Annotated in this window: 13 protein-coding genes; 9 read left to right on the forward strand and 4 right to left on the reverse strand. The window is 67.5% G+C overall.

The features are described from left to right. The first annotated feature begins 59 nt into the window (after positions 1 to 59). The gene (locus ACZ6YV_RS21030; protein ID WP_465511208.1) at positions 60 to 521 is read left to right on the forward strand and encodes a nuclear transport factor 2 family protein; all 462 of its coding nucleotides are present in this window, start codon (positions 60 to 62) and stop codon (positions 519 to 521) included. Position 522: 1 nt separating this feature from the next. On the opposite strand, the gene ACZ6YV_RS21035 is transcribed toward ACZ6YV_RS21030, so the two are convergent. Together ACZ6YV_RS21035 and ACZ6YV_RS21040 are read right to left on the reverse strand one after the other, a co-directional pair. Continuing rightward, positions 523 to 1,206, reverse strand: a complete 684-nt coding sequence (locus tag ACZ6YV_RS21035) for a class I SAM-dependent methyltransferase (RefSeq protein WP_465511209.1) — start codon at positions 1,204 to 1,206, stop codon at positions 523 to 525. Between the two features lie 29 nt (positions 1,207 to 1,235). After that, on the reverse strand, positions 1,236 to 2,861 hold the full coding sequence (locus ACZ6YV_RS21040) for a Na+/H+ antiporter (RefSeq protein WP_465511210.1): 1,626 nt from the start codon (positions 2,859 to 2,861) through the stop codon (positions 1,236 to 1,238). Between the two features lie 134 nt (positions 2,862 to 2,995). Here ACZ6YV_RS21040 and ACZ6YV_RS21045 point away from each other — a divergent pair, with 134 nt between their 5' ends. From ACZ6YV_RS21045 to ACZ6YV_RS21060, 4 genes are all read left to right on the forward strand, one after another. Further along, complete coding sequence (locus ACZ6YV_RS21045; RefSeq protein ID WP_465511211.1) at positions 2,996 to 4,036, forward strand: DUF2891 domain-containing protein; 1,041 nt, start codon at positions 2,996 to 2,998, stop codon at positions 4,034 to 4,036. Between the two features lie 17 nt (positions 4,037 to 4,053). Continuing rightward, complete coding sequence (locus ACZ6YV_RS21050) at positions 4,054 to 4,560, forward strand: DinB family protein (protein ID WP_465511212.1); 507 nt, start codon at positions 4,054 to 4,056, stop codon at positions 4,558 to 4,560. A gap of 745 nt (positions 4,561 to 5,305) precedes the next feature. Next, positions 5,306 to 5,542 carry a hypothetical protein gene (locus ACZ6YV_RS21055; RefSeq protein ID WP_465511213.1) on the forward strand — a complete coding sequence of 79 codons (237 nt, stop codon included), beginning with the start codon at positions 5,306 to 5,308 and terminating at the stop codon, positions 5,540 to 5,542. Positions 5,543 to 5,668: 126 nt separating this feature from the next. Next, positions 5,669 to 7,144, forward strand: coding sequence for a trypsin-like serine protease (locus ACZ6YV_RS21060; RefSeq protein WP_465511214.1), 1,476 nt, complete (start codon positions 5,669 to 5,671; stop codon positions 7,142 to 7,144). 56 nt (positions 7,145 to 7,200) lie between these two features. On the opposite strand, the gene ACZ6YV_RS21065 is transcribed toward ACZ6YV_RS21060, so the two are convergent. Continuing rightward, the gene (locus ACZ6YV_RS21065; RefSeq protein WP_465511215.1) at positions 7,201 to 7,710 is read right to left on the reverse strand and encodes a hypothetical protein; all 510 of its coding nucleotides are present in this window, start codon (positions 7,708 to 7,710) and stop codon (positions 7,201 to 7,203) included. Between the two features lie 319 nt (positions 7,711 to 8,029). Between ACZ6YV_RS21065 and ACZ6YV_RS21070 the strand changes: the two genes are divergently transcribed. Continuing rightward, entirely contained in the window at positions 8,030 to 8,281 is a 252-nt protein-coding gene (locus tag ACZ6YV_RS21070; protein ID WP_465511216.1) for a hypothetical protein, read from the forward strand. A gap of 13 nt (positions 8,282 to 8,294) precedes the next feature. Here ACZ6YV_RS21070 and ACZ6YV_RS21075 read toward each other — a convergent pair whose 3' ends face one another. Then, positions 8,295 to 9,746: an aldehyde dehydrogenase gene (locus tag ACZ6YV_RS21075; protein WP_465511217.1), complete on the reverse strand. Its 1,452-nt coding sequence runs from the start codon at positions 9,744 to 9,746 to the stop codon at positions 8,295 to 8,297. 78 nt (positions 9,747 to 9,824) lie between these two features. On the opposite strand from ACZ6YV_RS21075, the gene ACZ6YV_RS21080 reads away from it, so the two are divergent. The 3 genes from ACZ6YV_RS21080 to ligA all read left to right on the forward strand — a co-directional run bounded on the left by ACZ6YV_RS21080 (position 9,825) and on the right by ligA (position 13,826). Next, entirely contained in the window at positions 9,825 to 10,361 is a 537-nt protein-coding gene (locus ACZ6YV_RS21080) for a TetR/AcrR family transcriptional regulator (RefSeq protein ID WP_465511218.1), read from the forward strand. A gap of 321 nt (positions 10,362 to 10,682) precedes the next feature. Beyond that, positions 10,683 to 11,780, forward strand: coding sequence for a calcium:cation antiporter (locus ACZ6YV_RS21085; RefSeq protein WP_465511219.1), 1,098 nt, complete (start codon positions 10,683 to 10,685; stop codon positions 11,778 to 11,780). Between the two features lie 54 nt (positions 11,781 to 11,834). After that, positions 11,835 to 13,826: an NAD-dependent DNA ligase LigA gene (ligA, locus tag ACZ6YV_RS21090; protein ID WP_465511220.1), complete on the forward strand. Its 1,992-nt coding sequence runs from the start codon at positions 11,835 to 11,837 to the stop codon at positions 13,824 to 13,826. Positions 13,827 to 14,291 lie beyond the last annotated feature (465 nt).

Genomic DNA, 14,291 nt, shown 5'->3' on the forward strand with positions numbered 1-14,291 from the left:
TTCCCTACCTTAGACGCCAGACGCGGAGAACGCACGTTCTCCACCTGAGGAGGTCGACGATGTCGGAAGATCGCCCGCCCTACCCGCCGTTCACGCGGGAGTCGGCACTGAGGAAGGTCCAAGCCGCCGAAGACGCCTGGAACACCCGCGATCCCCGCAGGGTGGCATCGGCGTACACGCCGGACTCGGTGTGGCGGAACCGGGATACGTTCGTCCAGGGACGCGAAGAGATCGTCACGTTCCTGACCGCGAAGTGGGATCGGGAGCAGGACTACGCGCTGCGCAAGAACCTCTGGACGTTCACCGAGAACCGGATCGCCGTCCGGTTCCAGTACGAGTGGCACGACCAGGCCGGACAGTCGTGGCGCAGCTACGGCAACGAACTGTGGGAGTTCGACGAGCACGGTCTCATGAGCCGTCGCGAGGCGAGCATCAACGACGTGGCCATCGCCGAAAGCGATCGGCGGATCCACGGTCCCCGGCCGGCGGAGGAACACGGAGCCGACTTCCCGCTCCGGTAGGTCAGTCCACGAGCGTGGCGATCTCCCACAATCCCAAGGACTTGTCGGCGTAGGCGCCGCCCTCTTCGGTGCACCCCTCGACCAGCACGGCCAGCGGTGCCGGGAATCCGAACGGTTCCCGGCACAGGTTCAACGGCCTCCAGTCGCCCGTCACGATGTCGGTGTTGGTGCCGAGTTCGGTGAAAGTCGTGGTCAGCAGGTACCGGGAACCGCTCCGATGCAGGTTGCACAGCGCTCGCTCGATGTCGGCGAAGCTCAAGTGCACCAGGCAATCCCGGCACAGCACCAGATCGGCGGACGGCAGCGGATCCCCGATCAGGTCGAGCGTCCGGAACTCCCGCACCGGATCGTCGTGGAACCGTGCGGCGTTCGCCTCGACCAGATCGGTGACGATGTCGGCACCGATGTACCGGTCGAGGTCGAGATCCACCTCGCTGAGCCAGCCGAAGTCCCCGCACGGCAGATCGAGCAGGCTGCGCACGCCGAAGCGTTCGAGGAGAACCGGCAGTCGTTCGCGGAGCTCCCGAGTCTGGACGGACTCGGAGCCGGGGCCGGAAACCGAGGAGGAACTCCACAATCGGGATCGGAAGATGTAGGTGAAACGATCCTGGGTCCCCATGCTTTCGAGCTCTTCGGCGACCCGGCGGAAATTGACCTGCGCTGTGGTGATCGGTCGTTCGTCCACGCCTTCATCGTAGATCGATTCGAGCACCCTCACTTGCCGGACGTCGGCATCAGCGCGTTCTCCTCATGGTCGAGTTCGGTCTGCAGGATCCTCAGACTGGCGTCGGGCAACCGGCCGGCGTCACGCCACCGAAGGAGTTCTTCGCGCTGCGCCTCGATGATGCTGTGCCGGGCGCGGACGGCGGCCTCGTATCCGGGAGCCCGAGGCGTGAGCGGGTTGTCCTCGAGGTAGGCCAGCCGTGCCCGATAACGCCGCTGACGGCCTTCGAGGTTCTTGCGCATCACAGCCACCGCCTCGTCCGGCACGTCCTCCTCGTCGACGAGTTGCTCCAGGCGCGCGAGAGCCGCATCGATGGCCGCGCTGCGTGCCTGGTTGCGCAGCCGCGCCTGGTCTTGGACGTCGGCGCGCAGGCCGAGGCGTTTCAGGAGCGGCCCGAAAGTCACGCCTTGGCCGACCAGCGTCACCAGGACCACCAGGAACGCCGAGAACAACAGCAGGTCACGCGCGGGGAACGGGCTCCCGTCCGCCGTCACGACCGGAATGGCGAACGCGGCCGCGAGCGTGATCACCCCGCGGGTGCCCGCCCAGCTCAGCCCCGCGATCTCCTTGCCCGTCAGCGCCCGCTCCGAAGCCTCCCCGGTTTCGTCCGCGCTGCCGAGCCGGGCGTGCAGCCGCCGTGGGAAGAGCTGGGTCAGCACCAGCCACAGCGGCCGGACCAGCAGGACGGCGCCCACCGTGACCACCGCGGTCAAGATCACCGAGCTGACCGGGTAGCCGCCGAGCCCGGCGATGACGGCGGGCAGCTGCTGACCGATGAGCAGGAAGACGAATCCTTCGAGCAGGTAGTTGACCAGGCTCCACACCGCACCGGTCTGCAGCCTGCTCGCTCCGGTCTGCAGCCGCGGCGTCTGGTGTCCGATGATCAGCCCGGCCACCACGACAGCCAGGACACCCGAGCCGTGGATGGTCTCGCCGAGCACGTACGCGGCGAACGGCGTCGCCAGCGAGACCGCGTTCGCCGAAAGGGGATCCGCCAGGACGCGGCGGGATATCCGCACGAGGAACGCCACGACCACGCCGACCAGCAGGCCGCCGATCGTGGCGAGGGCGAACTCACCCGTCGCGAGACCGAACGAGAAACTGCCGCCGATCGCGACGGCGAGCGCCATCTTGTAGATCGTCAGCGCCGTGGCGTCGTTGAGCAGGCCCTCACCCTCGATCAGGGTGGACAGCTTCGCGGGCAGCCCGACCCGGCGGCCGACGGCCAGCGCCGCCACGGGATCCGGCGGGGCGACCGCCGCGCCGAGCGCGATGGCCGCCGCGAGCGGGATCACCGGGACCAGCCAGGTCAGCAGCCCGCCGACCGCGAAGGCTGTCGCCAGTACCAGCAGTACTGACAGGCTGACGACCGAGCGCAACCTGCTGCGGATCGCCAGCAGACTCGATCCGAGCGCGGCGTTGTACAGCAGCGGCGGAAGGATGACGTCGAGGACGAACTCGGGCTCCAAGTGCAGGTTCGGCCCGGGGAGCAGGGCGTACACGAGGCCGACGACGGTCAGCAGCACCGGATCCGGCAGGCCGAGGCGATGGCTGATCGCGCCCACCACGACGATGACGCCCAGCATGGCCAGCACGAACCCGATGACACCCAGCATGCCCCTTGTTCTACCCGACGGGAAATCCGGTCACCGAGGCCGGTGCGGTGAATCCACTGTGGACGATGCGATCCCCGACCGCTCACGCCGGTCGCAAGTAGGGTTGTCGCATACGGATCGGACAGGGGGTACCGATGACCGAATGGGACAGCGAACGCGGCCGGTCGCTGCGGGCGAGTGCCGGTGATCTGGCCAGGACGGCGTTGACGAACGTCGTGCGCGAGTATCCGCACCACGAGAGTCACTGGCATTTCGAAGGCGTGCCCATCCTCGCCCCGAGACTGTCGCATCCGTGCTTCTACGGCAGTTTCGACTGGCATTCCTGTGTGGAGATGTTCTGGGTACTGGTCCGCCTGCTGCGTCACCACGCCGAACTCGTGCCTGCCGAGGAGATCCGCCGCGCACTCGACGACCATCTGACCGTCGAGGCGCTCGCGGGTGAGGTCGCTTTCTTCACGCCTGAGGAACACCGAACCACGCAACGCCCCTATGGCTGGTCCGCGCTGCTGGAGCTCACCTTCGAGACCGTCACCTGGGACGATCCGGATGCCGCGCGGTGGTCGACAGGCCTGCAGGAGCTGAGCGCGGTCTTCGTGACCCGGTACCTCGGCTGGTTGCCGCAGGCCACTTATCCGATCCGGTACGGGGTGCACGACAACGGCGCGTTCGGGCTGTCCCGCGCGCTGCCGTACGCCGGCCACCTCGCCGACCAGGGCGACCCGCGCCTGCTGCGGGTCATCACCGAGACGGCCTGGCGGTGGTTCGGAGCCGACCGCGACTATCCCGGCTCCTGGGAACCCTCCGGCGCCGACTTCCTCTCCCCCGCCCTCGCCGAAGCCGAGCTGATGACCCGCCTGCTGTCCGCGACCGAGTTCGCCGACTGGCTGGAGCGGTTCCTGCCCGGTATCGCCGGGCGGAAACCCGCGACCCTTTTCACCCCGGCGACCGTGACCGACCCGACCGACGGGCAGATGGCCCACCTGCACGGGCTCAACCTGCACCGCGCCTGGTGCTGGGACCGCCTCGCGCGCGCCCTCCCCGAGGGCGACGACCGGATCCCCGCCATGTTCGACACCGCGCACGCGCACACCCGGGCCTCGCTGCCTCAGACCACCGGCGGCCCGTACATGGTCGAACACTTCCTGGCCTACTACGCCCTTCTCCTGCTCAGCTGAAACGAATCGAGCCGACGATGACCTGGTCGTTGCCACCCGTCACCACCGGCGCCGAACGCCGTCTCCTCGAAGCCATGCTCGACCGCAACCGGGCCGAAGTGGTCAACGCGGTACGCGGCCTGTCCGAAGACGACGCCCGCCGCCGTCTCGTCGCGTCCCTGACCACACCGATCGGCCTGCTCAAGCACGCCGCGGTCGCCGAACGGATCTGGTTCCAGCATGTCCTCGGTGGTCTGGCCGAGAGTGAATGCGACGGCGGTACGACGCCGGGCGATGCCAGTTTCATCGTCGGCGACAACGAGACAGTGGCCGACGTGATCGCCGAATTCGAGCGGGCCAGTGCGCGTTCTCGCGTGATCGCCGCCGGCTTCGACCTCGACGTGATCAAGGTCCACCCTCGCGTCGGCGACGTGAGCCTGCGGTTCGTCTACTTGCTGCTGATCGAGGACTTCGCACGGCACGCCGGGCACGGCGACATCCTCCGCGAGCAGATCGAGCACCGCGCCGAAGGAGACCTTCGGTAGACGGCGACCGCCTTACCGGCGAGAACATGTTCGGAGTGTCACCACCCGATCAGACCAGTGACTCACTGTTGGAATACAGACGAAGCACCAGCAGGCACTCGACCGCCCGATCGGGTGAACCCAAAGTGAGCATGGATGCTCGAATTTCGCCGAGCTTGGCGAAAGGTGACCGTAATCGGGAGTTGCGATCAGCATTTTTCAAACTGCGAAGACGCTGTGCACAGCCTCCACAAAATGACTCTTCACCTGCGATGATCAGTGCGACAGTGCATATCGCGGTGACCTGGTTCGACGCCGGGAAGGCAAGCGGCCGGGCCGTCGGACCCGTTTGACGGCACTCGTCCGTTTGGCGCTACCGACTACTTTGAGTAGCTTTTGGAGTCACCCAGACCGTTGAGCGACGCGTGCATACCGTTCAGCGCGACACACGCTGTACTACTGAACGGTCACAGTCTGCTTTCGCCAAGATGAGCTCAGCCGCACCGAGTCAAGAACCGGTAACGCGCGCGTGGCCCCCTGCTGGAACAGGAGGCCACGCGGATGTCCGTTGACCCGCTCGCTAGAACAAGGACAGGACGCCGTGACCTTACAGCCTGATAATGCGAAGACACCAGACAACAGCCCGCCTCGTCGGGTCAAAGTTGTCATCGAGCACCTCGAAGAACCGCCTCGCCGGGTCGCCACCTCCGCGGAAATGATCCGCGCCGCGCGGCCCCTCCTGAGGAGCACGGGACGCCACCGCAAAGTGCAGACCCGCGACAGCTGGCTCTGCCTCGCGATGGCGGTGCTCGCCGGCTGGGCCCCGACACTGCGGATGTGCCTCCTGCTGACGATCGGCGGCGTGGTCGTCGTCGGCGTCGTCAGGATCAGCACACCGGAGGTCGGTGTGTCGGCGGGGACCTGCGTCGGTCTGCTGACCCTCTTCGGCGCCTGGATCGTCAAGGCCCGCCATGGAAAACAGCGGCGGGAACCGAGTCTGTAACCGGACTTTCGCCCCGTGTCGGCCGGAAAGACCGACACGGGGCCCTTCGTTGTCGGCAACTCTCCCCGCCACTCCCGCGTCCTCCGGTTAAATGGTCGCGAAGTCCCCGACATGTGAGGAGATCTCGTGCGGAGAGCTAGAAGACTGGGGGCCCTGGCCGTTTCGGTGCTGGCAGCGACCACGGCACTGGGCAGCCCGGCGTTGGCCGACACCGTGCAGTCGTTCCACACCCCGCTCGACCCCGCTTCGGTGCGGGAGTCGGTGCGGTACTTGGTCGAGAGCTACCGGGTGAACGAACAGGAGGCGTTACGCCGTCTGGAGTTGCAGACCGACGGCGTCAAGCTGGACGAGCTGCTGCGCCGCGATCGAGGCGCCGAGTACGGCGGCATGTGGCTCGATCAGGACAAGGGCCAGCTGGTCGTGGCCATGACCAAGCCCGCGGCGGCCGAGCCGTATCTCAAGGCGATGCCCAGCCGTGCCGATGTTCGCACGCAGCGGGTCGAGCACTCGTTGCAGCAGCTGACGGCGGCGAAGGAACGCGTCGCGGCGAAGGTCGGCGCAGGACCGGAAGCGGTCTACCTGCCCGCGGTGAGTGAGTCCGAGAACCGTGTCGTGCTGTGGGAACGTGCCTGGGTGGCGCAGGAGAAGGCGGCCGTGCGCGCCGCCGGCGACGTCGTGACCGCCGAAGTGAACACCGCTCGCAAGGCCGCGGCGGCGGAATCCGGCGTGGTGGTCTCCCGCGTGCTGGCGAATCCGAACGCGCTGTCCACGCCGAACGTGGACCTGGGTTTCTGCCATCCGCTCTACTGCACGAACTACGGCCCGATGCGCGGCGGCCTCCGGCTGGACATGAAGCGGGACGACGGCACCTGGGGCGGTTGCACCAGCGCCTTCAACCTGCGGTCCACCGGCGGCGGTTTCCCCGGCAAGGGCTGGGTTCTGACCGCTGGTCACTGCATGCGGACGAAGACCAACAACACGCCGACGCAGCACAACGGCAACGAGGTGCTGCAGCAGCACGGTATCGAGAAGAGCTCGTACCCGTACGACTACGCGGCTCTTCCGTACGTCAACGACGCGGCGGCCACGAAATGGCTCGAAGGCCAGACCGGTCGCAACCGGGTGCTGAAGTACTGCCGCAACGGTGGCATGGACAGCAACGGTGACACCCCGTGCGGCCAGCAGGCCACTTCGGTCGACGAGTCCATCACCAGTGCGCACAAGCTCGCCGACATCAAAGCGGGCTGGGTCGTCTGCGCTTCCGGGACGGCGTCGAGCGCGGTGAACTACCCGGATTCCGTCGACAGTGGCGCGGGCGCCGGCTACCTCGTCGGGACCCGCTGTGGCCGGGTCCTGTCCACGGACGTCGGCATCAACACCGACCTGTGCGCTCGTCCGGGCGACAGCGGCGGACCGCTGTTCAGCCAGGCCGATCACGCGGCGCTGGGCATCCTGATCGGCAACCAGCAGTCCCGGTCGGGCCCCTGCCAGGCCGGTGAGTTGAACAACTACGCGCCGATCGAGACGATCACCACCGACCTCAGCGAGCGGATCGCGAGCCAGGGGTCGAAGTTCGCGGTGATCACGACTCCGAACGGCTGATCTCCTGATTACGTGAAGGCCCCCTTCGTCGCGTTGAAGGGGGCCTTCACATCAGGTCACTTGGCCAGCAAGAGGCCTTCGTAGCGCAACGTGTCGCCCTCGCCGTACACCCGGACCGTCAGCTCCGGCGGCTCCCACGGCGCGAACACCTCGTCGATCGTCTGGGGAGCCGGCCCCAGATCCACGTCCACGGCGAAGGTGTGAGCCACGATGTCGGCCCGGACGACGACGCCGTCCGGGCCGGTCACCTCCAACCGGCTCACTCCGGAGTCGATCGCTCCCAGCGCTCCCGGCCGCGAACTCCACACCGCGAACCCGCGCTCGGTGACGTCGGTCCCGTACCCGGTGCTCATGATGTTGAACAGCGTGCGTTCCCCCTCCCGGAAGACGCACTCCGCCTCGACACCCGAGTCGTTGTAGGCCAGCAACCGCCCGTTCGCGGTTCCCGCCCAGAGCCGGGCCCCGGCGTGCCACCCGGCATGCGACACCGTCTCCGTCGATCTCTCGATCTCCGCCGCCCGGTAGAGCTCGGTCAAGACCGTCAGCTCCGCAATCCACTGCTCCACTACTTCATCCCTTGGTGGGGCCACTACGCGTGCGCCCTCCTCCCTGACTGTCCACAATGGTCAGTACCGAGGCTGTCACACGCCGCTGTCGATCACATCGGGGTTTCCCCGGAGATCACTCCGGCCCGCTGCACGGTTCCGTGCAACCGACGACGAGACGGACCGGGAACACGGAACGTGAGCGCTCGGATCTCGTGAGCGAGGCCGATTGGGCCGAGCAGAGCAATCTCACGGATTTCCCGTCATGGGCTTTCCCGTCGCACGTCGCGGTTTCGCCGGGGCAAGCCCGGCGGAACTCCGACGCAGAGGGGTAAGGCTGATGACCGCGCAGCGCACGATCACGGAGGAGATCGGCGAAATCGGTGTCTGGCTGATGGGCGAGTTCGGTGGCCGTGTGCCCGCGGTCGTGATCAGCCGGGTCCTCAACGCGAGCCGGCGAGACCTCGAAGGCCGCATCGACCCTGAAGAACTGGGCGAAATGTTCCACACGCTCTGCCGGTTCCGGCTTCAGCGGATCGTGGCCGGAGACCAGCGGATCACGGTCAAGATCCCCAACGCCCGTCTCGCGTGACTGTTCGCGACCGTCATCGTGCCGGGACGGTGACGGTCTTGAGCTCCACGTACTGCGCGAGGCCGGCGGCACCGTATTCGCGACCGAGGCCACTGGCCTTGAACCCGCCGAAGGGGCCGTCGAAGCCGATCGGCGCCCCGTTGACGGTGACCGTCCCGGTGCGCATCCGCCGTGCGACAGCGAGCGCGTGACTTTCGTCGGCCGACCACACGCCGCCGGAGAGCCCGTACTCCGAGTCGTTGGCGATGCGGACAGCGTCGTCCTCGTCGTCGTAGGGAATGACGACGAGAACCGGCCCGAAGATCTCTTCCTGGGCGATGCGCATCGTGCTGTCGACGTCGGCGAACAACGTCGGCGTGACGTAATTTCCTTTGTCTAGTCCTTCCGGGACTTCGGAGCCTCCGCTGACCACGCGCGCGCCCTCGGCGATGCCGATCTCGATGTACTCCCGCACTCGCTGCTGCTGGCCGGGCCGCACCATCGGGCCGATGAAGGTCTTCTCGTCGGCCGGGTCTCCGACGACGAGGGACTCCATCATTTCCTTGAGTCCGGCGACGACTTCTTCGTAGCGGCTCCGAGGCGCGAGGATCCGCGTCTGCGCGATGCACGCTTCGCCGTTGTTGAGCAGCGACCCGAACTTCAGCCCGGCGATCACGTCCGCCAGGACGGCGTCGGGCAGGATCACGGCCGCGGATTTGCCACCGAGTTCCAGGCTGACCCGCTTCAGCTGTGCCCCCGCCAGCGACGCGATCCGGCGGCCGGCGGCGGTCGAACCAGTGAACGCGATCTTGTCGACGCCGGGGTGCTTCACCAGGTATTCGCTGGTCTCCCTGTCCGCGGGAAGCACGCTGATCGCCCCGGACGGAAGCCCCGACTCCGCCAGCAGGTCCGCGAGCAGGCTCATGCTGAGCGAGTTCTCCGGCGAGACCTTGAGGACGACCGTGTTCCCCGCGAGCAGCGCCGGGATGATCTTCGCCAGTGACGCCGAGAACGGCGAGTTCCACGGGATGATCGCGGCGACCACGCCGATCGGTTCCCGGCACACGATCGAGCGGAACGGCGCGGACGGGTCCGAGGGCGTGAGCGTCTCTTCCCACCTGAATTCCTCAGCCGCCTTCAGATACGAGACGGCCAGACGTCCCACGCCGGGCTGTCCGGCCCGCGTGAACCAGAGGGCCGAGCCGTTCTCGGCCGAAATCACCGCGGCGATCTCATCCGCGCGGGCCTCCCTCAGCGCGTTCAGCCGCCGGAGCACCGCGATCCGCTCTTCCGGCGGAGTCCGCGGCCACGGTCCCTCGTCGAAGGCTGTCCTGGCCGCGGCGACAGCACGGTCGACGTCGGCGGGGAGCGCCTGGACGACGCGGCCCAGAACCGACTGGTCGTGCGGGGACACGATGTCCAGCGGCGCCGGATCGCTCGGCGTCGTCCACTCGCCTCCGATGAAGAGCTTGTCGTTCGTGATCATCGTTCCGCCTCTCTAACTGTCACATCAACGTAGCATTTATGGCAGTTAACGACACAGTCGCGTGATACATTCCCGGCCATGAGAGCTGATGCGGCACGCAATCTCGAAGCCGTCCTGACCACGGGCGCGCGGATGCTCGCTCACGACCCCTCGGCCAGCATCAGCGCGATCGCCGCCGAAGCCGGAGTCGACAGGCGCACCGTCTATCGGCGCTTCGACTCCCGCGAAGACCTCTTGGCGGCCATCTACGACTCCCGGCTGGCCGCGGTCGAGGAGGTCGTCCGCGCGGCCCGCTTCACCGAGACGGCGGTCCCCGTGGCCTTGCACCGCTACGTCGAAGGAATCATCGAGGTCAACCGCGTCTGGCCGGTCGAGCTGACCCGGATGCGCGCCGAACCGTCCATCCAGGAACGCCGAAGCCGGCTCACCGCCGAAGTGGACACGTTCCTGCGGCGCGCCACGGACGAGGGATTCCTCCGCGCGGACCTCCCGGACGGCTGGGCGAGCCGTCTGCTGATCCAGCTCCTCCACCTCGCCTCGCAAGAGGAAATGGACGCCCCGCGCGCCGCAGACCTGCTCGTCGGCACCTTCCTGAACGGAGTGGGTGCGAGCTAGCGCCCACCTCGTCCATGAGGATTTCGTCGCGTCATGTGCTCGCTTCGCGACGGTGGCGCGATCACCTCTTGCTTCTTGACGCCTTCGATCGGCGCGGGGACCTCCGGCGCCCGAGAAGTGGATCGGTGGCGGCTCACTCGATCAACGATGCTGGGCAGCGTCGTGCTGGACCAGTGCGCGAATGAGGCGTTTATGTGGCGTCAATGCGGCGTGCGGCCCTCTGAACAGGCTTCTCACAGAGAACGGCGTCCACCAAGAACTTCGTCACCCTGCGCCCCCCATGGAGCGGCGACGTCACGCAGGGTGTGCGAAGGTGACGTCATGGCCGCTTCGCGCAGACGATTCCCCGTGTCCTGGACCACTGCCATGCCGGTCCTCGCCATAGTCGTCCTGGTGCTGAGCTGGGGCCGCGACCTGGGCCCGATACCGGTCGCCATCGTCGCGATCGCCCTCGGCGGGACCGTGCTGGCCGCGGTGCACCACGCCGAAGTGGTCGCGCATCGCGTCGGGGAACCCTTCGGCTCACTGGTACTGGCGATCGCTGTCACGGTCATCGAGGTCGCGCTGATCGTGACGATGATGTCCTCCGGCGGACCCGAAGCCGGGACTCTGGCCAGGGACACGGTGTTCGCCGCGGTGATGATCACCATGAACGGCATCGCCGGCATTTCGCTCATGGTCGGCGCGCGCCGCTACGGCGAGACGCACTTCAACCCGGAAGGCAGCGGCGGCGCCCTCGCCACCGTGGCGACACTCGCGTCCGTCACCCTCGTGCTGCCGACGTTCACCACCAGCACTCCCGGGCCCGCCTTCAACAGCACGCAGCTCACCTTCGCCGCTATCGCGTCGCTGCTGCTCTACGGCCTTTTCGTGCTCACACAGACCGTCCGTCACCGCGACTTCTTCCTGCCTGTCGACAGCGACGGCTCCGTCAAGGAGGAGGAACACGCCGAACCGCCGACCAGCAAGGCGGCGCTGACCAGCCTCGGGTTGCTGCTGGTGGCCCTGATCGCTGTCGTCGGCCTGGCGAAGGTCGAATCACCCGCGATCGAAGCGGGGGTCAGCGCGGCAGGCTTCCCGCAGTCGTTCGTCGGTGTCGTGATCGCCCTGCTGGTGCTGCTGCCGGAAACCCTGGCCGCGACGCGGGCCGCGCGGCGCGACCGGATGCAGACCAGCCTCAACCTCGCCTACGGTTCGGCGATCGCGAGCATCGGGCTCACCATCCCGACCATCGCGCTGGCGTCGATCTGGCTGGACGGGCCGCTGCTGCTGGGTCTCGGCGCGACCCACATCGTGTTGCTCGCGCTGACGATCGCGGTCAGCGTGCTCACGGTCGTCCCCGGCCGGGCGACCCGGCTGCAGGGCGGCGTTCACCTTGTCCTGCTGGCCTCGTTCCTGGTACTCGCCATCAACCCGTGACACGAGTCCTCTTCGGACACTGTTCTGTCGGTGGTCACGGGTAATCTCAGCCCCGTGAACGCTCGGGACCGCATCCAAGAACTCGCCGACCAGATCGTCGTCCTTCGCGACGCCTACTACCGGGGCTCGCCGAAAGTGGCCGACGCCGACTACGACGCGATCGAAGACGAGTTGCGGGGGCTCATCGAGGGCAACCCGGAGCTGACCCCGGACCCGAACCCGCTCGATCAGGTCGGCGCGCCCGCCGTCCTGCACGCGCCCATCCGGCACTCGCGCCCGATGCTGTCGCTGGAGAAGGCGACCAAGCCCGAGCAGGTCGCGGCTTTCTTCACCCGCTTCCCCGGGCAATCGGTGGTCGTCATGCCGAAGCTGGACGGCCTGTCGCTGGCCTTGGTCTACGAAAACGGGCGGCTCGCCAGGGCGGTCACCCGCGGCGACGGAACCACCGGCGACGACGTGACCATGCTGGTGCGGGCGCTGACCGACGGCGTCCCGGACAAGGTCGAAGCGCCCGGCCGGGTCGAGGTCCGCGGCGAGGCCGTCATGCTCCGGTCCACCTTCGCCGCGTACAACAAGGTCCACCCGGACAAACCGCTGATCAACCCGCGTAACGCCGCCGCCGGGACCCTGCGCGCCAAGGATCCGGCCACCGTCGCCGAACGGCGCCTCCAGTTCTTCGCCTTCGATCTCTCCACAGAGCCCGACAGCGCGGAAACCGATCTCGACGGCGCGCTGCGGACGCTCGGGTTCGCCGCCGCCGACATGCGGCACTGCGAAGACGCCGAGGCGGCGCAGGCCGTCATCACGACCATCGAGCAGCAGCGCAACGACCTCGATTACGACCTCGACGGTGCGGTCCTGCGCCTGGCGGATCGCGACGCCTACGCCGCCGCCGGAACGCGGTCCAGCTCCCCGCGCGGCGCGCTGGCGTTCAAGTTCGCCGCCGAGGAGAAGACCACCGTGCTCGCCGACGTGGTCTGGGATGTCGGCAAGACCGGCAAGATCGCCCCCGTCGCGTGGCTGGAGCCGGTGTTCGTCGGCGGGACCACGGTCACCCGGGCGACGCTGGCCAACCAGGAGGTCATCCGCGCCCGCGGCATCAAGATCGGTGACACCGTGCTCGTGCGCCGCGCCGGCGACGTGATCCCGTTCGTGGCAGGCGTCCTCGACGCCGCCAAACGCACCGGCGAGGAGCGGGAGATCGTGCCGCCGTCGGTGTGCCCGTCGTGCGAAGAGCCCTTGACCGAACAGGGCAACAGCCGGGAACTGTTCTGCACCAACGTCGCCTGCCCCGCCCAGACCGTCCGGCGGCTGATCCACTGGGCTTCCCGCGCGGCCGCGGACATCGACGCGATCGGCGGCGTCTGGATCGAGCGGCTCGCCGAGGCCGGGATTCTCGAGCACCCGTCGGACTTCTACCGGCTCACCAAGGAAACGCTGCTGGAATTCGACCGCATCGGCGACATCTCCGCCACCCGCATGATCGAGTCGATCGACGCGAGCCGTGGAGTCGGGCTGCGCCGGGCGCTGATCGGCCTGGCGATCCCGATGGCCTCCGAGGGCACCGCCGCACGGTTGTGTCGCGCGGGCTTCGGTTCGCTGGAGGACGTCGCCGAGGCGGGCGAAGAGGGGCTCGTCGCCGTAGAGGACATCGGCCCGAAGGTCGCCGCGTCCCTGATCGAGCACCTGACCCGGCTGCGGCCCGAGCTCGAGCGGCTGCGGGAGGTCGGTGTCTCGCTGGACGTGCGTGAAGAGGATCTCCCGCCCGTCGTCGCGGCCGGTGCGCCGCTGGAAGGCAAGACAGTCGTGGTCACCGGTTCGATCAGCGACCCCCGTTCCGGCGAGAAGGTGCCGCGCCCGACGTTCCAGCGACTGTGCGAAAGGGCGGGCGCGGCCATCGCGTCGTCGGTTTCGGCGAACACCGACCTGCTGATCACCGGCGCCGACGTCGGCGCGAGCAAGCTCACCAAGGCCGAGAAGCTCGAGGTCGAGGTCGTGGACCAAGGCGTGATCTGGGGCCAGTTGATCGAAGCGGGTGTCGTTTAGCGTTGTGCCTCGTGAGTAACAAGTACGGTTCTAACCGTCTTTACCACTCACGAGCTGTACAGCGGACTCGTCGTGTGCCATTCGAACCCGCTGCCTTCAAGGCAAGGCCTTCGCGGCGCGGTCTGAACTGGCCCATCGGGAGCCGACTGAGGCCTCGGCTGTCCACAAGGGACGACTTTTCCGACCGGAGCGCCCGATTTGGGCGCTTTGCAGGGGGTCGTGGTTGCCAAGGACGTTCTATTGGGCCGAAAGGCAAATCTGGCATGTCGCGAAAGCCACTTTCGCGACATCAGACGTCCCGAAAGTGGCTTTCGCGACATGCCCAGCCATGCACCACCGCGATACCCCGAATGTGGCGTTGGGGACGCTGAATGTCCCCAACGCCACATTGGAGACATCACTCCAAATGCCACAGCGTCTCGTGAGTGGTAAGTGGAGTTATCGAGGGGTAGCGCAAAGGTGCCG

Source organism: Amycolatopsis sp. NPDC102522 (assembly GCF_055584485.1).

What these genes read in the sequence shown, in the direction of transcription:
- ACZ6YV_RS21030 (WP_465511208.1), top strand. Translation starts at nt 60, where the DNA reads ATGTCGGAAGATCGCCCGCCCTACCCGCCGTTCACGCGGGAGTCGGCA.
- ACZ6YV_RS21040 (WP_465511210.1), bottom strand. Translation starts at nt 2,861, where the DNA reads ATGCTGGGTGTCATCGGGTTCGTGCTGGCCATGCTGGGCGTCATCGTC.
- ACZ6YV_RS21045 (WP_465511211.1), top strand. Translation starts at nt 2,996, where the DNA reads ATGACCGAATGGGACAGCGAACGCGGCCGGTCGCTGCGGGCGAGTGCC.
- ACZ6YV_RS21050 (WP_465511212.1), top strand. Translation starts at nt 4,054, where the DNA reads ATGACCTGGTCGTTGCCACCCGTCACCACCGGCGCCGAACGCCGTCTC.
- ACZ6YV_RS21070 (WP_465511216.1), top strand. Translation starts at nt 8,030, where the DNA reads ATGACCGCGCAGCGCACGATCACGGAGGAGATCGGCGAAATCGGTGTC.
- ACZ6YV_RS21075 (WP_465511217.1), bottom strand. Translation starts at nt 9,746, where the DNA reads ATGATCACGAACGACAAGCTCTTCATCGGAGGCGAGTGGACGACGCCG.
- ACZ6YV_RS21080 (WP_465511218.1), top strand. Translation starts at nt 9,825, where the DNA reads ATGAGAGCTGATGCGGCACGCAATCTCGAAGCCGTCCTGACCACGGGC.
- ACZ6YV_RS21085 (WP_465511219.1), top strand. Translation starts at nt 10,683, where the DNA reads ATGGCCGCTTCGCGCAGACGATTCCCCGTGTCCTGGACCACTGCCATG.